Annotated in this window: 20 protein-coding genes and 1 pseudogene; 9 read left to right on the top strand and 12 right to left on the bottom strand. The window is 57.1% G+C overall.

Annotated features, from left to right (window positions below; translation table 11 throughout):
* Positions 1-234: 234 nt before the first annotated feature.
* Both ACZAHD_RS10370 and ACZAHD_RS10365 read left to right on the top strand, forming a co-directional pair.
* A complete protein-coding gene (locus tag ACZAHD_RS10370; RefSeq protein WP_418325369.1) occupies positions 235-366 on the top strand; it encodes a hypothetical protein in 132 nt (43 codons plus the stop codon).
* Positions 367-544: 178 nt separating this feature from the next.
* Positions 545-1,831 carry a citrate synthase gene (locus ACZAHD_RS10365; RefSeq protein WP_004859660.1) on the top strand — a complete coding sequence of 429 codons (1,287 nt, stop codon included), beginning with the start codon at positions 545-547 and terminating at the stop codon, positions 1,829-1,831.
* A gap of 193 nt (positions 1,832-2,024) precedes the next feature.
* Here the strand turns inward: ACZAHD_RS10365 and nei are convergent, their stop codons facing one another.
* The 7 genes and pseudogenes from nei to ACZAHD_RS10330 form a co-directional block, all read right to left on the bottom strand.
* Complete coding sequence (gene nei / locus ACZAHD_RS10360; RefSeq protein ID WP_462456690.1) at positions 2,025-2,816, bottom strand: endonuclease VIII; 792 nt, start codon at positions 2,814-2,816, stop codon at positions 2,025-2,027.
* A gap of 15 nt (positions 2,817-2,831) precedes the next feature.
* A complete protein-coding gene (pcp, locus tag ACZAHD_RS10355; RefSeq protein ID WP_462456689.1) occupies positions 2,832-3,476 on the bottom strand; it encodes a pyroglutamyl-peptidase I in 645 nt (214 codons plus the stop codon).
* A 9-nt stretch (positions 3,477-3,485) separates the two neighbouring features.
* A pseudogene (locus ACZAHD_RS10350) lies at positions 3,486-3,824 on the bottom strand (5-oxoproline transporter, DUF979 family subunit); the annotation flags it as partial.
* Between the two features lie 45 nt (positions 3,825-3,869).
* Positions 3,870-4,616: a 5-oxoprolinase subunit PxpA gene (gene pxpA / locus ACZAHD_RS10345; protein ID WP_462456688.1), complete on the bottom strand. Its 747-nt coding sequence runs from the start codon at positions 4,614-4,616 to the stop codon at positions 3,870-3,872.
* Positions 4,606-5,538: a 5-oxoprolinase subunit PxpC gene (gene pxpC / locus ACZAHD_RS10340; protein WP_462456687.1), complete on the bottom strand. Its 933-nt coding sequence runs from the start codon at positions 5,536-5,538 to the stop codon at positions 4,606-4,608. The genes pxpA and pxpC overlap by 11 nt, the downstream gene beginning before the upstream one ends.
* Positions 5,532-6,188: a 5-oxoprolinase subunit PxpB gene (pxpB, locus tag ACZAHD_RS10335; protein ID WP_462456686.1), complete on the bottom strand. Its 657-nt coding sequence runs from the start codon at positions 6,186-6,188 to the stop codon at positions 5,532-5,534. Before pxpB ends, pxpC begins: the two co-directional genes overlap by 7 nt.
* A 14-nt stretch (positions 6,189-6,202) precedes the next feature.
* The gene (locus ACZAHD_RS10330) at positions 6,203-6,946 is read right to left on the bottom strand and encodes a type 2 GTP cyclohydrolase I (RefSeq protein WP_462456685.1); all 744 of its coding nucleotides are present in this window, start codon (positions 6,944-6,946) and stop codon (positions 6,203-6,205) included.
* A 300-nt stretch (positions 6,947-7,246) separates the two neighbouring features.
* Here ACZAHD_RS10330 and dtpD point away from each other — a divergent pair, with 300 nt between their 5' ends.
* The gene (dtpD, locus tag ACZAHD_RS10325) at positions 7,247-8,695 is read left to right on the top strand and encodes a dipeptide permease DtpD (protein ID WP_462456696.1); all 1,449 of its coding nucleotides are present in this window, start codon (positions 7,247-7,249) and stop codon (positions 8,693-8,695) included.
* Here the strand turns inward: dtpD and phrB are convergent.
* Positions 8,667-10,109, bottom strand: a complete 1,443-nt coding sequence (gene phrB, locus ACZAHD_RS10320; RefSeq protein WP_462456684.1) for a deoxyribodipyrimidine photo-lyase — start codon at positions 10,107-10,109, stop codon at positions 8,667-8,669. The two genes, dtpD and phrB, sit on opposite strands and share 29 nt — an antisense overlap.
* A gap of 191 nt (positions 10,110-10,300) precedes the next feature.
* Complete coding sequence (locus tag ACZAHD_RS10315; RefSeq protein WP_032688813.1) at positions 10,301-10,507, bottom strand: DUF2517 family protein; 207 nt, start codon at positions 10,505-10,507, stop codon at positions 10,301-10,303.
* A gap of 308 nt (positions 10,508-10,815) precedes the next feature.
* On the opposite strand from ACZAHD_RS10315, the gene kdpF reads away from it, so the two are divergent.
* The 6 genes from kdpF to kdpE all read left to right on the top strand — a co-directional run bounded on the left by kdpF (position 10,816) and on the right by kdpE (position 18,762).
* On the top strand, positions 10,816-10,905 hold the full coding sequence (kdpF, locus tag ACZAHD_RS10310) for a K(+)-transporting ATPase subunit F (RefSeq protein ID WP_015584874.1): 90 nt from the start codon (positions 10,816-10,818) through the stop codon (positions 10,903-10,905).
* Positions 10,905-12,584 carry a potassium-transporting ATPase subunit KdpA gene (gene kdpA / locus ACZAHD_RS10305; RefSeq protein ID WP_462456683.1) on the top strand — a complete coding sequence of 560 codons (1,680 nt, stop codon included), beginning with the start codon at positions 10,905-10,907 and terminating at the stop codon, positions 12,582-12,584. The genes kdpF and kdpA overlap by 1 nt, the downstream gene beginning before the upstream one ends.
* Before the next feature lie 20 nt (positions 12,585-12,604).
* Positions 12,605-14,653 carry a potassium-transporting ATPase subunit KdpB gene (gene kdpB, locus ACZAHD_RS10300; RefSeq protein WP_462456682.1) on the top strand — a complete coding sequence of 683 codons (2,049 nt, stop codon included), beginning with the start codon at positions 12,605-12,607 and terminating at the stop codon, positions 14,651-14,653.
* A gap of 10 nt (positions 14,654-14,663) precedes the next feature.
* Positions 14,664-15,239, top strand: coding sequence for a potassium-transporting ATPase subunit KdpC (gene kdpC / locus ACZAHD_RS10295; RefSeq protein WP_462456681.1), 576 nt, complete (start codon positions 14,664-14,666; stop codon positions 15,237-15,239).
* Position 15,240: 1 nt separating this feature from the next.
* Positions 15,241-17,928 carry a two-component system sensor histidine kinase KdpD gene (gene kdpD / locus ACZAHD_RS10290; protein ID WP_462456680.1) on the top strand — a complete coding sequence of 896 codons (2,688 nt, stop codon included), beginning with the start codon at positions 15,241-15,243 and terminating at the stop codon, positions 17,926-17,928.
* 156 nt (positions 17,929-18,084) lie between these two features.
* Positions 18,085-18,762, top strand: coding sequence for a two-component system response regulator KdpE (kdpE, locus tag ACZAHD_RS10285; protein ID WP_462456679.1), 678 nt, complete (start codon positions 18,085-18,087; stop codon positions 18,760-18,762).
* A 183-nt stretch (positions 18,763-18,945) separates the two neighbouring features.
* Here the strand turns inward: kdpE and pgm are convergent, their stop codons facing one another.
* From pgm to ACZAHD_RS10270, 3 genes are all read right to left on the bottom strand, one after another.
* Positions 18,946-20,586 carry a phosphoglucomutase (alpha-D-glucose-1,6-bisphosphate-dependent) gene (gene pgm, locus ACZAHD_RS10280; RefSeq protein ID WP_462456678.1) on the bottom strand — a complete coding sequence of 547 codons (1,641 nt, stop codon included), beginning with the start codon at positions 20,584-20,586 and terminating at the stop codon, positions 18,946-18,948.
* Positions 20,587-20,618: 32 nt separating this feature from the next.
* On the bottom strand, positions 20,619-21,167 hold the full coding sequence (gene seqA, locus ACZAHD_RS10275) for a replication initiation negative regulator SeqA (RefSeq protein WP_462456677.1): 549 nt from the start codon (positions 21,165-21,167) through the stop codon (positions 20,619-20,621).
* A 19-nt stretch (positions 21,168-21,186) separates the two neighbouring features.
* On the bottom strand, positions 21,187-21,412 hold a 226-nt coding region (locus tag ACZAHD_RS10270), incomplete at its 5' end, for a hypothetical protein (protein WP_462456676.1).

Raw genomic sequence — 21,412 nt, 5'->3', positions numbered from 1 at the left:
GAGCTAAAACGTGACCAGACAACGCTGGGTGGCTCGGGATTGCAGGGTGTTCCGGAGACCTGGCGGCAGTATAGGCCGTTCACAAAATCATTACAATTAACCTACATATAGTTTGTCGGGTTTTGTCCGGAACAGTGATCAACGTCACGATAACAACATTATTTTAAATTTTAATCACCTGATTTGACAAATATTAAACATTCTTGTTACAACCATTACCAGATAAATGCAATAATGCTCAAAAGTTATGGGGTCACTCTTTCACCTGAGAATAAGTTATGCAACAGTGTGATGGTATTGACCGATGTAATCAGGACAGTTATTAGTGGTATACAGATTTTTAAATTCGGATTGCTAAAACGCTGATTTGCTGCTGTTTCGTCGTAGGCTGAAGACGTACCATCAAGCGCCTTTGCTCTGTACCCTGCAATTTCCGCTGACGCAGAGCTGTGTGCAACATAACAAACTGGTAACGTAGTCAGGCACGGGTCGAAGGCAAATCCCCCGGCAGTCTTACGCAATAAAGGCGCTAAGGAGACCATAAATGTCTGATGCTAAAGCAAAAATCACCCTCGGCGGTGATACTGCTATTGAACTGGATGTGCTAAAGGGCACGCTCGGTCAGGATGTTATTGATATTCGTAGTCTTGGGTCAAAAGGCGTATTCACTTTTGACCCTGGTTTCACTTCCACCGCATCTTGTGAATCTAAAATCACGTTTATCGATGGTGATGAAGGTATCCTGCTCCACCGTGGTTTCCCGATCGATCAGTTAGCGACCGAGTCCAATTACCTCGAAGTGTGCTACATCCTGCTGAACGGTGAAAAGCCGAATCAGGAACAGTACAACGAATTCAAGACCATCGTTACTCGCCACACCATGATCCACGAGCAGATTACCCGTCTGTTCCACGCATTTCGTCGTGACTCTCACCCGATGGCGGTCATGTGCGGTATCACCGGCGCGCTGGCCGCGTTCTATCACGACTCCCTGGATGTCAACAACCCACGCCACCGTGAAATCGCCGCCTATCGCCTGCTGTCCAAAATGCCGACAATGGCAGCAATGTGTTACAAATATTCAATCGGTCAGCCTTTCGTTTATCCGCGCAACGACCTCTCTTACGCGGGCAATTTCCTGAATATGATGTTCTCCACGCCATGTGAAACCTACGAGGTTAACCCGGTACTGGAACGCGCCATGGACCGTATTCTGATCCTGCACGCCGACCACGAACAGAACGCATCCACCTCCACCGTCCGTACCGCAGGTTCTTCTGGCGCGAACCCGTTTGCCTGTATCGCTGCGGGCATCGCCTCCCTGTGGGGGCCGGCTCACGGTGGTGCGAACGAAGCTGCGCTGAAGATGCTGGAAGAGATCAGTTCCGTTGAGCACATTCCGGAATTTGTCCGTCGCGCGAAAGATAAAAATGACTCTTTCCGTCTGATGGGCTTCGGCCACCGTGTGTACAAAAACTACGACCCGCGCGCCACCGTGATGCGTGAAACTTGCCATGAAGTGCTGAAAGAGCTGGGCACCAAAGACGATCTGCTGGAAGTGGCGATGGAACTTGAGCACATCGCGCTCAACGACCCGTATTTCATCGAGAAGAAACTCTACCCGAACGTCGATTTCTACTCCGGTATCATTCTGAAAGCAATGGGTATTCCGTCCTCCATGTTTACCGTTATCTTCGCGATGGCGCGTACCGTGGGCTGGATTGCTCACTGGAACGAAATGCACAGCGACGGCATGAAAATCGCGCGTCCGCGTCAGCTGTATACCGGCTACGAAAAACGCGACTTCAAATCCGATGTGGCCAAAGGCTAAGTTCGCTTTTGAAGACCAAAAACGCGCCTGCAGGCGCGTTTTTTATTTTCAGCAACGTGCATTTTGCTGAAATTGCCCGCTGGCACTTCGCTTGCCGGGGCCGGCAAAAGCCTGTCGAAACCGCAGGCCGGCTCAGGGGCATCCGCCGCCACGAAATACGGGCACGATGCCTCACGGTTGACTCAACGTGTCGCTAACGCTGACATCCCGGACACCAGTAAAACGGTCGCGACGACAGCATCGTTTTCTCGATAATCCCACCGCAGCGCTCACAAGCCTCCCCTTGGCGATGGAAAACTTTAAAGCGGAACAGCGCGCCATGATGTTTATTCTCATCCCCTCTACCGCGTGTACGATATGACAGCCGCGGAATATCCAGCAGCGCATGGGCCAGCGCGTCGAGCTGCTTATCATCAAGTGCCGATGCATTATGCCGCCCGCTCAACCCCACCTGCCAGAGAATCTCCACGCGTAAATAGTTTCCCAGCCCGGCCAGAAACGCCTGATCCAGCAGCAAAGCGGAAAACTGCCTTCGACGAAACCTTGCCGACAGCAGGCGGGCTTTGACTGATTCCACGGTCAGTGTCATATCCAGCACATCCGGCCCCACCCGTAATAAAAACGGATGCGTCGCCAGTTGCTCAGGCGTCAGAATGTCGATGTCCGACGCGCTATAGAGCAAAATCGCCTTCTCCGCCGTCTGCAACCTGATCCGCAGCACCCGGTTGCTGACCGGCTGTTCGCCAGCCTCCACCACGCGCCAGATGCCGTAAAGCTGATTATGACTGTAGAGTGTCAACCCGCCGGAGAAATGAGTCAGCAGCGCTTTACCACGGGTTTCTATGCGGGTTATCCGCTGGCCCACCAATTGAGCCTGATACATGCGTAGCTGCACAAAAGCGAACCAGACATCGGTAAGAGGTTCGCCTTTGACCGCCGCCTCCAGGCTATCCGCCGCACGGCGGATCTCCGGACCTTCCGGCATAATTACGTCCTTCTGCTAGTGCGTTGCACCGCCGACAATGTTCACATCCCCCTCCTGGCGTAGGGAGACGGCAATCGCCGTCTCCAGTGCCGCACGGACCGTTTGTACCGCCATACTCGCCTCCCCCGGATGGGCGGCTGCCTGCTCCGGGAGGTACGGTATATGGATAAAGCCACCTTTGACCCCGGCTCTCCCGTTTAACGCATGCAGCAGACCATACATCACATGGTTGCAGACGAATGTCCCCGCCGTTTGCGACACCGATGCCGGAATGCCCTGTTCGCGCAGCGCCGCGACAATCGCCTTCACCGGCAGGCTGCTGAACCAGGCCGCCGGGCCGCCAGCCACCACCGGTACGTCAACCGGCTGCAGGCCTTTATTATCAGCAATACGCGCATCATCGACGTTTACCGCGACACGTTCGACGGTAATATCGACACGGCCACCCGCCTGCCCGACCGCTATTGTTAACACGGGTTGATACTCATCCAACGCCACGTACAGCGCCATCAAGGCTTCACCGAAAACACAGGGCAGTTGTCGCGCGACCACGCGCTCACCGCCAATGATCGCGCCATCGAGCTGCTTAACCACTTCCCATGAAGGATTCACCACCTCACCGCCAAAGGGTTCAAATCCGGTGACTAATACGCCCGCCATCTTCCCTCCTTACAGGGACATCAGGAAATAGAGTAAAAATACATTGACGATCGGCACAGAATGCCGGTCGGAATCTGAGCTTTAATCACCGTGTGTTATCCGGCGGCTCCAGCAGCGCCGCCATCGCGTCATCAGGCTCCCGCAGTCGCCGGAGCGTTCGCCGCCGTCACCATCGGGAAGGAGGCAAAGGCCATTGCCTATGACCATCGTCAGCAGCACCCTTCCGAGGGTATAGACCGCCACAGCAGCAAAGTGGCTATCTACCACCAGATAAGTCCGGTGAGCCAGGCAATAAGCGGTAAACAGCAGACCATACACCCCCCAGAACAGGCCGGTGGTCAGACGACGAGGATGGCGCCGAAGGCAACAAAAAATACTTTAATAATTCTTGTGTTATTCTTCTTTTTCCGCACTGACCTGAATGTTGAGTCCGGCAAACGCCGCACGCAAACGGCGCGCAAAATCCAGCGCATGTTCACCGTCGCCGTGCAGACATACGGTGTCGGCGATAACGTGCGCCCATTCACCGGTGATACTGCGTACCCGATGGTGTTGCACCATTTCCAGCGTCTGCGCCAACGCCTGCTCTTCACTGTCGATAAGCGCCCCAGGCTGCGAACGCGGCACCAGAGTGCCGTCAGCCAGATACCCGCGATCGGCAAACACCTCCTGCCGCGTGACCAGCTTGTAATGCTGCCCGGCGCGAATTAATTCGCTCCCGGGCAGGCCGACCAGAATCAGCGCAGGATCGAAATCTCGCACCGCCCTGGCAATCGCATCGGCCAGCGGCGCCTCTTTTGCTGCCTGATTGTAGAGCATACCGTGCGGCTTCACATGCTTGAGTTCGCCGCCCTCGGCGCGCACGATCGCCGCCAGCGCGCCAATCTGATACAGCATCTGGGCATAGACCGTCTCCGGCGGCAACTGCATCGCGGTGCGGCCAAAATTTTCCCGATCGGGAAAGCTGGGATGCGCCCCGACGGCCACGCCGTTTTTCAACGCCTCGCGCACGCATTTATACATCAGTAGCGCGTCACCGGCGTGAAAACCGCAGGCGATATTGGCGGAGGAGACCAACTGTAACAACGCGCTATCGCGCGCGCAGCCTTCCCCCAGATCAGCATTTAAATCAATGATCATCGCTCAGTCTCCATGCCAGTTGTTCCAGATAACGCTGTTGTTCCGCACGCGCTTTCAACGCCTCTTCCAGTGTACAGGGAACAAAGTGAATCGGTTGACCCAGCGGAATTTGCGCCAGTTGGTACATATCAGCGTCGATAATGCAGGCAATACGCGGATAGCCACCGGTGGTCTGCGCATCGTTCATCAGGACAATCGGCTGGCCGTTATGCGGAACCTGCACCACGCCTGGCAGCAGGCCGTGCGAGAACATTTCGCGATCGGTGGTGCGGGTAAGCGGTTGCCCCTGCAGGCGATATCCCATCCGGTTACTCTGGGCGCTAAGCTTCCAGGGAGAACGCCAGAACGCCCCTTGCGAAGCCTGATCAAATTCATGGTACTCCGGCCCCGGTAACGCGCGGATCCGGTTGCCGACCGGCAGTGACTTAACGCCGCGCGACGCGCTGAATCGCCGGGATGCTTTCCCCAGCTTCAGCCGATCGCCATCCTGCAACCGTCGCCCTTCCTGGCCGCCAATACCGACTTTCAGATCGGTACAGCGCGAGCCAAGCACCAGCGGGACATCAATGCCTCCGGCCACCGCCAGATAGCTGCGGATTCCGTACTGCGGATTTTTAAGCACCAGATGCTGCCCGGCCTTCGCCGCCATGCGCCAGCCCACCCATACCGGCTTGTCGTCCAGCATGGCTTCACAGGCAGCACCGGTCAGTGCAAACCAGCAATCACGTTCAAACTGAATATCCACCTGGCCGAGCGTAATTTCCAGCGCGGCGGCATTCGCTGCGTTGCCGACCAACAAGTTGGCAATCATCAGCGAGGGCTTATCCAGCGCACCGCAGAGACTGATCCCCGACTGCCGCTGCCCTACACGTCCGCCATCTTGTATCGAGGAGTACATTCCAGCGCGGATCATCTTCAACATACTCCCTCCTTTTGCGGCACAAAGCGAACGCGATCGCCGGAACGCAGCAGAACGGGCTCCTGACGCATGGGATCAAAGAGCGCCAGCGGCGTGCGGCCCAGCAGCTGCCACCCGCCCGGAGTCGCCAGCGTGTACACCCCAGTTTGCGCACCGCCGATACCGACAGAGCCGGCGGGGACCCGCAGACGCGGCTCCGCATGTCGCGGCATCGCTAAACGCTCCGGCAGTCCGCCGAGATAAGGAAATCCCGGCTGGAAGCCAAGAAACCACACCACGTACTCGACGGAAGCGTGCAGCTCGACAACCTCCTTTTCCGTCAGCCCGCTGTGGAGAGCTACGTTTGCCAGATCGGGGCCGTCTTCGCCGCCGTAGATAACCGGAATGGTCATCAGCCGCGACAGTGGCTCAAGGGCGTCGCTCTCCTCCCACCAGCACTGTAATTGCTCAATCGCATCCCATGCCATCACCTGTGGATGGCGCAGGACCACGGTAATATTGTTCATCCCCGGTATCGCATCCAGGGCTTCTTCGTGATCCGCCAGTCTCTGGGCCAGGCGCCAGATACGCTTTTGACTTTCCAGCGTGACCGGGGGTTCGAGCTCCAGGACCACGGCGGTTTCGCCTAACATGTAACAACGCGCTCGCTGCACTTTTCTCTCCCTCATCAGGCCGGGTTAGGGATATCGATAAAGGTCACATCCAGATCGGTATTTTCCGTCAACCATTCGCTCAACGCACGAATACCGCCACGTTCGGTGGCATGGTGCCCGGCGGCATAAAAATGCAGGGACTGTTCGCGCGCGGAGTGGATAGTTTGCTCCGAGACCTCGCCGGTAATAAACGCATCGACGCCGAAGCGAGCCGCGCTGTCAATAAAGCTCTGGCCACCGCCGGTACACCAGGCGATACGGGCCACTTTTTCTGGCCCGGTATCCCCGCACCATAGTGGCTTACGTCCCAGGCGCGCCTCAATCCACGAGGCCAACTCCAGCCCGGAAACCGGCATCGACAGATCTCCCCACGGGACCAGCGGCTCAATTTCGCCCCTGATAGTGATCCCGAGCAGCTGCGCCAACTGGGCGTTATTCCCCAGCTCCGAATGGGCATCCAGCGGCAGATGCCAGCCATAGAGATTGATATCATTCGCCAGCAACGTCTTCAGGCGCTGGCGCTTGATGCCGCGAATCACCGGCGATTCGCCTTTCCAGAAATACCCATGATGAACGATCACCGCATCTGCCTGTAGACGCACGGCTTCATCCAACAATGCCTGGCTGGCAGTGACGCCGGTGACAATTTTTTGCACGGTTTTACGCCCTTCCACCTGAAGGCCATTGGGCGCGTAGTCGCTGAATGTCGCGCTATTGAGCTTTTCGTTAATCAGTTGTTCCAGTTCGCTATTTTTCATTACCGCTCCATCAGATCATCATTTTGTGCACAGGCATAACATAGCGGTATCTGCGTAGATCGTCGATAGCCTCTCGGCGAGAGGCGCTTGTTTGACTTTTAGCTTAATCCCGCGATTTGTCTATCCACTCTACAATGTATTCGTATATATTTATGCACCAATAAAGCATATTAAATAAATAATAAGCCATTAATACCATAAATATCACTGCTAAATAGCTATTCATGCAGAAAGATCGACTTTTCTTTTACGGTAGGAACCCGGCGTTACATGAACAGATAATCATCGCAGCCACGCGCAATCTATTACGTCGTCGCGCTGCAAATTTGGGAATACTTTAGTTTTTGCGGGATGCGGGCACTGCTGATTTTGTATCTCACTAATCAGCTAAAGTACGACGATAGCCACGCCTATGCCCTTTTCAGCGCATACTGCTCGCTGGTGTATATCACGCCAATCCTCGGCGGTTTCCTGGCCGATAAGCTCCTCGTCAACCGAATGGCGGTAATGCTCAGCGCGTTGTTGATGGCCATTGGCCACCTGGTGTTGGGCGCCAGCGAAATTGCGCCGACCGTCCTCTATCTGTCACTCGCCATCATCGTCTGCGGCTATGGCTTGTTTAAATCCAACGTCAGCTGTCTGTTAGGAGAGCTGTACGAACCCACCGATCCGCGCCGCGATGGCGGCTTCTCGTTGATGTATGCGGCGGGAAATATCGGTTCGATCGTCGCCCCCATCGCCTGCGGATACGTTCAGGAAGAGTACAGTTGGGCCATGGGCTTCGCCCTCGCCGCCGTCGGGATGATTGCCGGGCTGGTGATTTTCCTCTGCGGCAGCCGCCATTTTCGCCACACCTCGGGCGTCAATCGCGATGCGCTCTGCGCGCGCCGCTTTATGCTGCCCAATTGGGGCTGGCTGCTGGTTCTGCTGATCGTGGCTCCGCTGCTGATCGGCGTGCTGTTCTGGAAAGCGTGGTCAGTCTATGCGCTGATCGTGGCGACGATTGTGGGTCTGGTGGTACTGGCCAGAATTTATCTGCGGACTGAGACGGCCAGGCAGCGCAGAGACCTGCGGTTGATTATCGTCCTGACCGGGTTTAGCCTGCTGTTCTGGGCATTCGCTCAACAGGGCGGCAGCTCCATCAGCCTGTATATCGACCGCTTCGTGAACCGGAATATCATGAGTTATGAGGTTCCGACCGCGATGTTCCAGTCGGTGAATGCCTTTGCGGTCATGTTCTGCGGAATGGTGCTGGCCTGGCTGGTGAAAGAGCATATCAACGGCAACCGTACCGTGCGGATCTGGGGTAAATTTGCGCTGGGTCTGGGGTTGATGAGCGCCGGTTTCTGCATTCTGACTCTGAGCGCGCGCTGGTCGGCCGCCTACGGGCACTCTTCAATGCCGCTGATGGTGCTGGGCCTGGCGGTAATGGGCTTCGCCGAGCTGTTTATCGACCCGGTCGCGATGTCGCAAATCACCCGCATCGAAATTCCCGGTGTGACCGGCGTGCTGACCGGCATCTATATGCTGCTCTCCGGCGCCATCGCCAACTATCTGGCCGGCGTGATTGCCGACCAGACGGCACAGAGCACATTCGATGAAGCCGGTGCGACCAGCTACGCCATTGATGCCTATATTAACGTGTTCAGCCAAATCACCTGGGGATCGTTAGCCTGCGTCGGCCTGGTGCTGGTAATCTGGCTATATCACGCCCTGCGGATCAGGAGCCGCGCCCTGGCCGTGGAGTAAGGCTTTTGCTGGCGGCCTCCCAGGCCGCCAGTGTCTCCAGCCGCGCCTGCTTGTGATCGACCAGCGGGCGCGGATAGTTCAAGGTCACCCCTTGTTTATCGGCCCAAATCCACGGCTGGTGCAGCGCGTTATCAGGGACGCTCGCCAGCTCAGGCAGCCATTGCCGAATAAACGCCCCCGCTTTATCAAACTTCTCCCCCTGGGTGGTCGGATTAAATATACGAAAATAAGGAGCAGCGTCGGTGCCTGTCGAGGCCGCCCACTGCCATCCGCCGTTATTGGCCGCCAGGTCGCCATCAATCAGTTGGTTGATAAAATAGCGTTCGCCCGCGCGCCAGTCGATGCGCAGGTCCTTCACCAGAAAACTGGCGGCAATCATCCGCAGCCGGTTATGCATCCAGCCCGTAGCATTGAGCTGGCGCATCGCGGCATCGACAATCGGAAAACCCGTTTTCCCGGCTTGCCACGCCTCGAGTCCTTGCACATCGTCCCGCCATGCCACGTTATCGGTCCAGGCAATAAATGGACGTCCTTTGCATAAGTCCGGGTAGAACACCATCAAATGCCGGTAAAACTCCCGCCAGATCAGTTCGTTCAGCCAGACGGAACCTGCTTCACCATCGAGCACAGCAGGCTGCTCAGCCAGTAGTCGATGGAGGCACTGCCGTGGGGAAAGTACGCCCACGGCCAGACATGGCGACAGCCGGCTGGTACCTTCCGTGGCGGGAAAATCACGCAGCAGGTCATAATCGGCGGCTTTTTGTTGGCAGAAACGACGCAATCGGGCGATAGCGGTTTTCTCATCGTCGGCAAACAGGTCTGGGTCGAAAGCCTCCTGCGGATAGCGAATCTCCGGCAGCGACGCTGGCGCCAGGGTACCGTAGCGGCGCACCGTCGGCGCGGCGACGCACTCAGGCAGCGCCTCACGCAATCGCCGGAGAAAGGCGTTTTTAAAGGGAGTAAACACCTTATACATTTCGTGATTCCCGGTCAGCACGCTACCGGGAGGCAGTAAAAGCGCATCATCAAACCCGTGACACACCACACCGCTCAGCCGTTTTTCCACCGTCGCATCGCGCTGACGCTCGTTAATTTCGTACTGATAGTTATAAAACAGATGACTGACCTGCTGCTGCGCGCAATAGTCAGTCAGCAGTTGGACGCTGGCCGCAAAATCCTCCGCCTCTGCCACCTGCAACGCAATCCCTCGCTCGGCAAGGGCTGACTGCAAGCTATGGAGATGGCGGACGATAAAAGCCGCCTGCCGCGACGCCATACCGTGCTGGCGCCACTGGCCCGGCGTGGCGATAAACAGCGCCAGCACGCGGGCATGCGGATCGCGACAGGCGGCGGCAAGCGCCAGGTTGTCATGGATACGTAGGTCTGCGCGAAACCAAACCAGATGAGTGGCCATAAAACTCCTGCAATCAGTAACATTTATGGATTCGATACCAACAGGCCGCGGAAGAAACACGTCGTCCGTGGGATAAGTATCAGGAAATTCATATAGAGTGTTGCAGGAGGCGCCCAGGCGCAAGCAGAGGTCGTCAACGTGGGCAAAAAAGCCGCCGGAAAACCGGCGGTTATGCAGTCGAACGGTGGCGATCAGTAAAAGTCGGCGGCGGCTTTTTCAGCCTGTGCCATCCACACCGGCTGTTCGCTGGTTTTTGCCCATACCCGGTGCAGCCAGCTGTAATAGCGGGCCCGGTCTTTCCAGAACAGCATCACCGGAAGTGCTGCCACGCCCGCCACGACGGCGAAAGCACGACGTAAAAAGATAACGTGAGCTGGATAAGTTTTATATAACGCCATAATTTCTCTCCCCTGGTCAGGCCGGCAAGCGACGCCGGTAAAGTGTCAATGTTTCTCTGGCTAAAATAATACCGCCTTGTGTGTAATTTTACTACTCATCCGACCACTAAAAACGACTCATTTTGCCTTTATTTACATTCATCCGGTAATTGAGTTACACAAAAGTTAAATTAATACTAATCATTGGTTAATTTGTGGTTTTGGTCATTTTTATACTTTTTTTACATCCCCTGTTCTGATTTTTGCAAAATCTTTGCACCAGAATTTCTATCCTCCGGGTAAATCGTAAAGACACCCGGAGGTGGATTGTGAGTGCAGGCGTAATTGCTGGCGTGGCGCTGGTATTCCTGTTGCTGGCCTATTTGGTCTATGCCCTGATAAATGCGGAGGCATTCTAATGGCCGCGCAAGGATTTTTACTTATCGCCAGTTTTCTTCTGCTGCTGATGGTGCTGGCTCGCCTGACGGGGACGTTGCTGGCCAGAATGATCAACGATACTCCTCTACCGGGGCTTGCTGGCATTGAGCACAGCATCTGGCGGCTCTCGGGGATTCGTACGCAGGAGATGAACTGGTGCCAGTATCTGCTCGCCGTTCTGTTGTTTAATGGCGTTGGGCTTGCGGTACTGTTTGTGCTGCTGATGTCTCAGGGCGCGCTGCCGCTCAACCCTCAGCATCTTCCCGGCCTGTCATGGGATCTGGCGCTGAATACTGCGGTGAGTTTCGTCAGCAATACAAACTGGCAGGCCTATGCCGGAGAAACCACCCTGAGCTACCTCAGCCAGATGGCCGGTCTGACGGTGCAAAACTTCCTGTCGGCAGCAACCGGCATTGCGGTGATTTTTGCCTTTACCCGCGCCTGGTCGCGTCAGCAGGTCAGCACTCTGGGTAACGCCTGGGTCGATCTCACCCGTATTACCCTATGGCTGCTGCTGCCGGTTTCACTGCTCATCGCGGTGTTCTTTATTCAGCAAGGCGTGCCACAAAATTTCCTTCCGTATCAGACCTTCACCTCGCTGGAAGGAGTGCGTCAGTCGCTGCCAATGGGGCCGGTTGCCTCGCAGGAAGCGATCAAAATGCTCGGTACCAACGGCGGCGGTTTCTTTAACGCCAACTCCTCGCACCCGTTTGAAAACCCTACGGCGCTGAGCAACATGGTGCAAATGCTGGCGATGCTTTTGATCCCGGCCGCGCTGTGCTTTGCCTTTGGCGACGTCGTCGGCGATCGCCGCCAGGGACACGCCATTCTGTGGGCGATGGCGCTGATCTTTATCGTCTGCGTGGCGGTGGTGATGTGGGCAGAAACCCACGGTAACCCGCACCTGCTACAACTTGGGGCGGACAGCAACCTGAATATGGAAGGCAAAGAGAGCCGCTTTGGCATTCTGGTCAGCAGCCTGTTCGCGGTTGCCACCACCGCCGCCTCCTGCGGCGCGGTCAACGCCATGCATGACTCCTTCACTGCGCTGGGTGGCATGGTTCCCATGTGGCTGATGCAGATTGGCGAAGTGGTCTTCGGCGGCGTGGGTTCGGGTCTGTACGGCATGCTGCTGTTTGTCATGCTGGCAGTATTCATCGCCGGGCTGATGATCGGCCGGACGCCGGAATATCTCGGTAAGAAGATAGATGTGCGCGAAATGAAAATGATCGCCCTGGCCATCCTCGTGACGCCCACGCTGGTCCTGCTGGGTACCGCGCTGGCGATGATGACCGAGGCCGGACGCGCGGGGATGTTTAACCCAGGAGCACACGGCTTTAGCGAAGTGCTGTATGCCGTGACATCTGCCGCTAATAACAACGGGAGCGCCTTCGCTGGCCTTAGCGCGGCAACGCCATTCTGGAACCTGCTGCTGGCGTTTTGCATGCTGCTCGGCCGTTTCGCGGTCATCGTGCCGGTGATGGCTATCGCCGGTTCTCTGGTGAGTAAAAAGATCCAGCCGACCAGTTCCGGCACCCTTGCCACCCACGATGTGCTGTTTATCGGTCTGCTGATCGGTACCGTGCTGCTGGTTGGCGCCCTGACCTTTATTCCTGCCCTGGCGCTCGGCCCGTTGGCGGAACACTTCTCCTTACTTTAAGTGATGCGGAGCACCCTGTTATGAGTCGCAAACAATTAGCCTTGCTCGAGCCGACGCTGGTGCGCCAGGCGCTGCTGGATGCAGTGAAAAAACTGAGCCCAACGGTGCAGTGGCGCAACCCGGTGATGTTCATCGTCTGGACAGGTAGCCTGATAACCACACTACTGGCCGTAGCAATGGCCAGCGGGCATCTCACCGGTAGCGCCACTTTTACCGCCGCCATAAGTCTCTGGTTGTGGTTTACCGTGCTGTTCGCCAACTTCGCCGAAGCAATGGCAGAAGGCCGCAGCAAAGCGCAGGCTAACAGTCTGAAAGGGGTGAAAAAAACCGCTTTTGCTCGCAAGCTGCGCGCGCCGCAGCATGATGCGCCTGTCGACCATATTCCGGCCGAGGATTTACGCAAAGGCGATGTGGTGCTGGTGGAAGCAGGCGATATCATTCCCTGCGACGGGGAAGTCATTGAAGGCGGCGCCTCGGTGGACGAAAGTGCCATCACCGGTGAATCCGCACCGGTGATCCGCGAATCAGGCGGCGACTTTGCATCGGTCACCGGCGGGACGCGTATTCTTTCGGACTGGCTGGTGATCCGCTGTAGCGTCAACCCTGGCGAAACCTTCCTTGACCGGATGATCGCGATGGTCGAAGGCGCCCAACGCCGCAAAACGCCGAATGAAATTGCGCTGACGATTCTGTTGATCGCCCTCACACTGGTGTTCCTGCTGGCTACCGCCACCATCTGGCCGTTCTCTGCCTGGAGCGGCAATGCGGTCAGCGTGACGGTACTGGTCGCACTGCTAGTGTGCCTGATTCCGACCACGATCGGTGGGCTGCTCTCGGCGATCGGCGTCGCCGGGATGAGCCGTATGCTGGGCGCCAACGTCATCGCCACCAGCGGACGCGCGGTAGAAGCCGCGGGCGACGTTGATGTCTTACTGCTGGATAAAACCGGTACAATTACCCTCGGTAACCGCCAGGCCTCGGCATTTTTACCGGCAGAAGGCGTAGAAGAGAAAACCCTTGCCGATGCCGCCCAGCTCTCATCGCTGGCCGATGAAACGCCGGAAGGCCGCAGCATCGTGGTACTGGCAAAACAGCGCTTCAACTTGCGCGAACGGGATCTGCAGTCGCTGCAAGCGACCTTCGTCCCCTTCACCGCCCAGACGCGTATGAGCGGGATTAATATCGATCGACGGATGATCCGCAAAGGCTCCGTCGACGCGATTCGTCGCCATGTCGAGGCTAACGGCGGCCATTTCCCGGCGGACGTCGATAAGCAGGTGGAAGATGTTGCCCGCCAGGGGGCGACACCGCTGGTGGTCGCGGAAGGTAAATGCGTTCTGGGGATTATTTCGCTGAAAGATATCGTTAAAGGCGGGATTAAAGAGCGCTTCGCTCAACTGCGTAAGATGGGTATCAAAACGGTAATGATTACCGGCGATAACCGCCTGACCGCAGCGGCGATTGCCGCCGAAGCAGGCGTCGATGATTTTCTTGCCGAAGCGACGCCGGAAGCCAAGCTGGCGCTGATCCGTCAGTACCAGTCCGAAGGTCGTCTGGTGGCGATGACCGGCGACGGTACCAATGATGCTCCGGCGCTAGCCCAGGCCGATGTCGCGGTGGCGATGAACTCAGGTACCCAGGCGGCAAAAGAGGCGGGCAACATGGTGGACCTCGACTCCAACCCGACGAAGCTGATCGAAGTGGTGCACATCGGTAAGCAGATGCTGATGACTCGTGGGTCGTTGACCACCTTCAGTATTGCCAACGACGTGGCGAAGTACTTTGCCATTATTCCGGCCGCCTTTGCCGCTGTCTACCCGCAGTTGGCGATGCTCAACGTCATGCACCTGCACTCGCCAGCCTCGGCGATTCTGAGCGCGGTTATCTTTAACGCGCTAATTATTGTCTTCCTGATCCCGCTGGCGCTGAAGGGCGTGAGCTATCGCCCGCTGTCAGCTTCGGCCATGCTGCGCCGTAATCTGTGGGTCTATGGCCTGGGTGGGCTGCTGGTGCCGTTTATCGGCATTAAAGCTATCGATCTGTTACTGACCCTGACCGGGTTGCTATGAGGAAAAGACCATGTCATTGATTCGACCGGCACTTGTGCTATTTATTCTGTTAACGCTACTCACCGGCGGTGTCTATCCGCTGCTGACGACGGTCCTTGGGCAATGGTGGTTCCCACAGCAGGCAAATGGCTCACTGATCCGGCTCGCCGGCGAAGTCCGCGGTTCCAGCCTGATTGGCCAGAATTTTACCGCTGCGGGTTATTTCCAGGGACGCCCTTCGGCGACCGCTGAAACGCCATACAATCCGCTCGCCTCCGGCGGCAGTAATCTGGCCGTCAGCAACCCGGCGCTGGATAAGGCCGTCAGCGAACGCGTGCAGGCGCTACGTCTCGCCAACCCGGAAGCTAACCCGCGCGTACCGGTGGAACTGGTAACGACCTCAGCAAGCGGGCTGGATAATAACCTCACGCCAACGGCAGCACTCTGGCAGGTACCGCGCGTCGCGAAGGCCCGTAATCTGAGTATTGAGCAAGTCACCCGCCTGGTGAATGACGCGACACAAACGCCACTGGTCAGTTTTCTCGGCCAGCCTGTGGTAAATATAGTGCAACTGAATATGGCGCTGGATGCCCTGAAGGATAAGTAAAATGAGTGACGAGCCGCTGCGCCCGGACCCGGACCGCCTGCTGCAACATACCAGTGAGCCGCATCGCGGCAAGCTAAAAGTGTTCTTTGGCGCTTGTGCGGGCGTCGGTAAAACCTGGGCAATGTTGGCGGAAGCGCAGCGGCTGCGCGCCCAGGGGCTGGATATTCTGATCGGCGTGGCGGAAACCCACGGTCGCAAAGAGACCGCGGCGATGCTGGAAGGGCTCAGTACCCTCCCCCAGCGCCGCTTCTCTCACCGTGGACGCTATGTCCATGAGTTCGATCTCGACGCCGCGCTGGCGCGTCGGCCGGCGCTGATCCTGGTGGATGAACTGGCGCACAGCAACGCGCCAGGATCGCGTCACCCCAAACGCTGGCAGGATGTCGAAGAGCTTCTTGACGCCGGTATCGACGTTTTCACTACCGTTAACGTCCAGCACCTCGAAAGCCTGAACGACGTCGTCAGCGGTATTACCGGCGTTCAGGTGCGCGAGACCGTCCCCGATCCCTTTTTTGACGCCGCCGACGACGTTGTGCTGGTCGATCTGCCTCCTGACGATCTTCGTCAGCGTCTGAATGAGGGCAAGGTCTATATCGGCGGCCAGGCGGAGCGGGCCATCGAAAACTTTTTCCGCAAAGGAAACTTGATTGCCCTACGTGAGCTGGCTCTGCGGCGGACCGCCGATCGGGTTGATGAACAGATGCGTGCCTGGCGCGACCGCCAGGGCCAGGAGAAAGTCTGGCATACCCGCGACACCCTGCTGCTGTGCATCGGTCATAATACCGGCAGTGAAAAACTGGTACGCGCCGCCGCGCGCCTGGCCGCACGATTTGGCAGCATCTGGCATGCGGTTTACGTCGAAACCCCTTCCCTGCACCGTCTGCCGGAAGCCAAACGGCGGGCGATTCTGGCTGCTCTGCGGCTCGCGCAGGAGTTAGGGGCGGAAACGGCCACGCTCTCTGACCCGTCCGAAGAGAAAGCCGTACTGCACTACGCCCGCGAGCATAATCTGGGCAAAATCATGATTGGCCGCCAGGGAAAACGCCGCTGGTGGAACCGGAGCGGATTCGCCGATCGCCTGGCGCGCGACGCGCCCGACCTCGATCTGGTGGTCATCGCCCTTGATGAAAAAAGCCCCCCTTTGCCCGCGCGGGCCAGCGATAGTCGTACCACCATGGAGAAGTGGCGCTTACAAATCCAGGGCTGTTTCGTGGCGCTGGCGCTCTGCGCGGTCATTACGCTGGTGGCGATGCAATGGCTGGTGGCCTTTGAAGCCGCCAACCTGGTCATGCTCTATCTGCTTGGCGTCGTGATTATCGCGCTGCTATACGGCCGCTGGCCGTCTGTGCTGGCGACGGTCATTAACGTGGTCAGCTTCGACCTGTTCTTTGTTTCGCCGCGCGGTACGTTGGCGGTTTCCGACGTACAATACCTGCTGACCTTTGGCGTCATGCTGACCGTCGGTTTGCTGATTGGGAATCTCACTGCCGGCGTTCGCTATCAGGCCCGCGTGGCGCGCTATCGCGAGCAACGCACTCGCCATCTGTATGAGATGTCAAAAGCACTGGCGGTCGGGCGCAGCGAGGATGACATTGCCGCGACCAGCGAGCGCTTTATCGCCTCCACATTCCAGGCTCGCGGGCAACTGCTACTACCCGACAGTAGCGGCAAACTGCACCCGCTCACCCACCAACCGGGGCTGACCTCATGGGACGATGCCATCGCTCGCTGGAGCTTCGATAAGGGCCAGCCCGCCGGCGCCGGTACCGATACGCTGCCCGGCGTTCCCTATCAAATCTTACCGCTGAAAAGCGCCGCCCGGACCTGGGGGCTGCTGATAGTGGAGCCCGAAAACCTGCGTCAGCTGATGATTCCTGAACAGCAGCGCCTGTTGGAAACTTTTACGCTACTGGTCGCCAGCGCGCTGGAGCGGCTGACGCTCACCGCCAGCGAAGAGCAGGCCCGACTCAACAGTGAACGGGAAAGCCTGCGTAACTCGCTGCTGGCGGCGCTCTCCCATGATTTGCGTACTCCGTTGACCGTTCTCTTCGGACAGGCGGAAATTCTGACGCTCGACCTGGCCAGCGAAGGCTCCAGGCATGCTCCGCAGGCAAATGAAATTCGTCAGCACGTGCTGAACACGACCCGGCTGGTGAATAATCTGCTGGATATGGCGCGTATTCAGTCCGGTGGATTTAACTTACATAAAGAGTGGCTGACGCTCGAAGAAGTGATCGGCAGCGCCCTGCGCATGCTGGAACCAGGCCTCGGCGGGCAGCATATTCAGCTGACGTTGCCCGATCCGCTGCTGCTGGTTCACGTCGACGGCCCGCTGTTTGAACGGGTGCTGATTAATCTGCTGGAGAATGCACTGAAGTACGCCGGTTCGCAGGCGCAGATCGGTATCGCCACGCAGGCTGATGAGCAGCAGTTGCGCTTAGACGTGTGGGATAATGGCCCCGGAATTCCGAAGGGCCAGGAACAGGCTATCTTTGATAAGTTCGCCCGCGGGCATAAAGAGTCGGCGATCCCTGGCGTCGGGCTGGGTCTGGCCATCTGTCGCGCAATCGTTGAAGTGCACGGCGGTACGATCAGCGCCCATACGCGGCCGGAAGGCGGTGCCTGCTTCCGTGTTACACTCCCCAGGGAAACGGCCCCGGGACTGGATGAATGGAGCGGATCAGCATAACGCTGCCCGGACGGAATGCCCCCGAGGTGCTGCTGCGCATCTGCCCGGGTTACCGCCGGATTCCAGTCTTGCGTATGAGTGTCCCGGGTAAGGAGTTAGCCGCATTCCGGGCGTTTCTGAAAGAGAGAGTCCTATCTGTCTGAACGGGAAGAACGGGTGATAAACGTACTGATTATTGAAGATGAACATGCTATCCGTCGCTTTCTGCGCACCGCGTTGGAAGCCGACGGTATGCGCGTATTTGAAGCCGATACCCTGCAACGGGGTCTTATTGAAGCCGCAACCCGCAAACCTGATTTAGTCATCCTCGATCTCGGGCTACCCGATGGCGATGGCAATGAATTTATTCGTGACGTGCGCCAGTGGAGTCAGATGCCGATTATCGTGCTATCGGCGCGCACCGAGGAGCACGATAAAATTGCCGCCCTTGACGCCGGTGCCGATGACTATCTCAGTAAACCCTTTGGCATTGGCGAGCTGCAGGCGCGGTTACGAGTCGCGATGCGCCGACATGCCGGTGCGCAAGCCGACGAGCCGCTGGTGCGCTTCGCCGATATTGAAGTCGATATTCCCGCCCGCCGCATCGTACGCGGTGACGATGAGCTCCACCTGACGCCGATTGAATTTCGTCTGCTGGTGGTGCTGTTAAATAATCCCGGTAAGGTCCTCACTCAACGCCAACTGCTCAATCAGGTGTGGGGGCCAAATGCGGTGGAACACAGCCATTATTTACGCATTTATATGGGACACCTGCGGCAAAAGCTGGAGGTCGATCCGGCGCGTCCGCAACATTTACTGACCGAAACGGGGATCGGGTATCGCTTTATGCCATAGCGCGACACCTGTCGCCATCATGCTGACTCCGCAGATGTCAGAAGGAAAACACAGCGAATGGATGAATGCTGCAATAAAAAAGGGTCCCATGCTGGCATGGAACCCTTGTAGGCCACTCTGCAGGATCAACCGCCCGCGAAAGGGGCGGCACGCATCTGAGAATGCCCGTTCGTTTTACCTGACTCAGGCGTTTTTCAGCACTTCGCTGACGATTTCCACCGCTTCTTTCTCGATCTGCTTACGATGTTCTTCCCCCAGGAAGCTCTCGCAGTAGATCTTGTAAGCATCTTCGGTACCTGACGGACGTGCGGCGAACCAGCCGTTGTCGGTCATCACTTTCAGACCGCCAATCGATGCGCCGTTGCCCGGCGCGGCGGTCAGGCGAGCGGTGATCGGATCGCCCGCCAGCTGGCTGGCGCTAACCATTTCCGGCGACAACTTAGACAGCGCCGCTTTCTGCGCGGAAGTCGCCGAAGCCTGCAAACGGTTATAGCTCGGCGCGCCGAAGCGGGCAGCCAGTTCGTCGTAGTGCTGCTGCGGGTTTTTACCGGTGACAGCGGTGATTTCTGCCGCCAGCAGGCACATGATGATACCGTCTTTGTCGGTGGACCACGGGGTACCATCAAAACGCAGGAACGAGGCGCCCGCACTCTCTTCACCGCCAAAACCGAAGCTGCCGTCGAACAGGCCGTCAACGAACCATTTAAAGCCCACCGGCACTTCCACCAGCTTGCGACCCAAATCGTTTACCACGCGATCGATCATCGCGGAGGAGACCAGCGTCTTACCAACGGCGACATCCTGACCCCACTGCGGACGATGCTGGAACAGGTAGTTAATCGCAACGGCCAGATAGTGGTTCGGGTTCATCAGCCCCACCGGAGTGACAATACCGTGACGGTCATAATCCGGATCGTTAGCAAAAGCCAGATCGAACTTATCGCGCAGCGCCAGCAGCCCTGCCATTGCACACTCGGAAGAGCAGTCCATACGAATGGCGCCGTCTTTATCGAGGTGCATAAAGCGGAAGGTTTGATCGACGTGATCGTTCACGATAGTCAGGTCGAGTTTGTAGTATTCGGCAATGCGTTTCCAGTATTCGATACCGGAACCTCCCAACGGATCGACACCGAGCTTCAGGCCAGCTTTCTGAATCGCCGCCATGTCGACAATATCCGCCAGCCCTTCGATAAACGGCTGCACCAGATCCTGTTCTTTGACATGACCGGATGCCAGCGCCGCATCGAGAGAGATGCGCTTGATGCCCTGAAGACCAGAGGCCAGCAGTTCATTCGCACGGTTCTCGACCACTTTGGTGACGTTGGTATCCGCCGGGCCGCCGTTCGGCGGGTTGTACTTGATACCGCCATCTTCCGGCGGGTTATGAGACGGTGTAATCACGATGCCGTCCGCCAGCGGACCGCCTTTTTTGTTGTGCACCAGGATGGCATTGGAAATGGCCGGCGTCGGGGTAAAACCGTTGTTTTCCTGCACGATAACATCAACGCCGTTGGCTGCCAGCACTTCCAGTACCGAGATAAAGGCCGGTTCGGAGAGCGCGTGGGTGTCTTTACCAACGTAGCAGGGACCGGTAATTCCGTTCTTCGCGCGGTCTTCAGCAATCGCCTGAGCGATCGCCAGAATATGCTGCTCATTGAAGTTATGACGCCCTGCGCTGCCACGATGGCCAGAGGTCCCAAACTTCACCGCATGCTCCGCGTTGCCCACTTCCGGCTTCAGTACATAGTACTGCGCAGTCAGTTGAGCGACGTTAATCAAATCACTCTGTTGTGCAGGCTGACCCGCACGTTTATCGATTGCCATTGCCTGATCCTTCTGATGCAAGGTGAATAAAACTAGATCGTGCCGCAGACCTTCTCAATTAATTCCGCAGGGAACTGCATCGACTGCATGATGTGTTCGATCATGCTGCACTTACGACCGGTATTAGTATTGGTGATAACCCACCACGGCGTACCAGGAACCTGTTTTGGTTTAGTCTGGTTACCACTTTTTAGCAGAATCCGCGAATCTTCGGCAAAATAAACACGCGTGCGCCCGTGCAGAGACTCGGTGGCCTCAGCAAACGCTTTGTTATCTAAGGAGTACAGTGTGGTCAGGACCAGCATAAAGCGGTTCACCGCGCGTTTTTGTTCGGCGTATTCATCAGATAACAGCAGCTCGCGCATCGCGCGGACTTTATCTTTCGCCGGATTCGCGGGCTTCGCTTCGACAGCAGGCGTCGCTGCCAGCGCCGGAGCGGTTTTTACGACCGGTGCGGCAGTCTGGGAAACGGCGGAAAATTTCAGCATACGCCGTAAAATGTCGGATGCACTCTCGCCAATATGCTGGGTGTGGCTGGCAATATAGCGATAGAGATCATCATCAACTTCAATTGTTTTCATCTTAATCCAGTGCGATATCTTATTCTGAATACAAGTTGTCAGGATTATAAGGACAAATCCTGACCGCGAATAGCGTCAAACCAGGATGGCGGTAAAACTCAGAGAGCTCTGGGTCTTGCAGCCGGATGGCAGAATGTCCAACATAATACCCTAACCCGACGAAGCGAAAAAAAGAACTTTGCCATGAAATTAAATAGCCGCACGCAATCTGCACAAAATCCGCACAATAATTCCCCTGTTGTCCT

Origin of the sequence: Raoultella sp. (assembly GCF_039594335.1) — a bacterium.
Classification (GTDB): Bacteria; Pseudomonadota; Gammaproteobacteria; order Enterobacterales; family Enterobacteriaceae; genus Klebsiella.
The sequence above is the reverse complement of the archived record's forward strand: the minus strand, read 5'-3'. Positions and strand labels throughout refer to the sequence as shown.

Coding starts and splice junctions, on each gene's coding strand:
- ACZAHD_RS10370 (WP_418325369.1), top strand. CDS start 235: ATGCTCAAAAGTTATGGGGTCACTCTTTCACCTGAGAATAAGTTATGC.
- ACZAHD_RS10365 (WP_004859660.1), top strand. CDS start 545: ATGTCTGATGCTAAAGCAAAAATCACCCTCGGCGGTGATACTGCTATT.
- nei (WP_462456690.1), bottom strand. CDS start 2,816: ATGCCGGAAGGTCCGGAGATCCGCCGTGCGGCGGATAGCCTGGAGGCG.
- pcp (WP_462456689.1), bottom strand. CDS start 3,476: ATGGCGGGCGTATTAGTCACCGGATTTGAACCCTTTGGCGGTGAGGTG.
- pxpA (WP_462456688.1), bottom strand. CDS start 4,616: ATGATCATTGATTTAAATGCTGATCTGGGGGAAGGCTGCGCGCGCGAT.
- pxpC (WP_462456687.1), bottom strand. CDS start 5,538: ATGTTGAAGATGATCCGCGCTGGAATGTACTCCTCGATACAAGATGGC.
- ACZAHD_RS10330 (WP_462456685.1), bottom strand. CDS start 6,946: ATGAAAAATAGCGAACTGGAACAACTGATTAACGAAAAGCTCAATAGC.
- phrB (WP_462456684.1), bottom strand. CDS start 10,109: ATGGCCACTCATCTGGTTTGGTTTCGCGCAGACCTACGTATCCATGAC.
- ACZAHD_RS10315 (WP_032688813.1), bottom strand. CDS start 10,507: ATGGCGTTATATAAAACTTATCCAGCTCACGTTATCTTTTTACGTCGT.
- kdpA (WP_462456683.1), top strand. CDS start 10,905: ATGGCCGCGCAAGGATTTTTACTTATCGCCAGTTTTCTTCTGCTGCTG.
- kdpB (WP_462456682.1), top strand. CDS start 12,605: ATGAGTCGCAAACAATTAGCCTTGCTCGAGCCGACGCTGGTGCGCCAG.
- kdpC (WP_462456681.1), top strand. CDS start 14,664: ATGTCATTGATTCGACCGGCACTTGTGCTATTTATTCTGTTAACGCTA.
- kdpD (WP_462456680.1), top strand. CDS start 15,241: ATGAGTGACGAGCCGCTGCGCCCGGACCCGGACCGCCTGCTGCAACAT.
- pgm (WP_462456678.1), bottom strand. CDS start 20,586: ATGGCAATCGATAAACGTGCGGGTCAGCCTGCACAACAGAGTGATTTG.
- seqA (WP_462456677.1), bottom strand. CDS start 21,167: ATGAAAACAATTGAAGTTGATGATGATCTCTATCGCTATATTGCCAGC.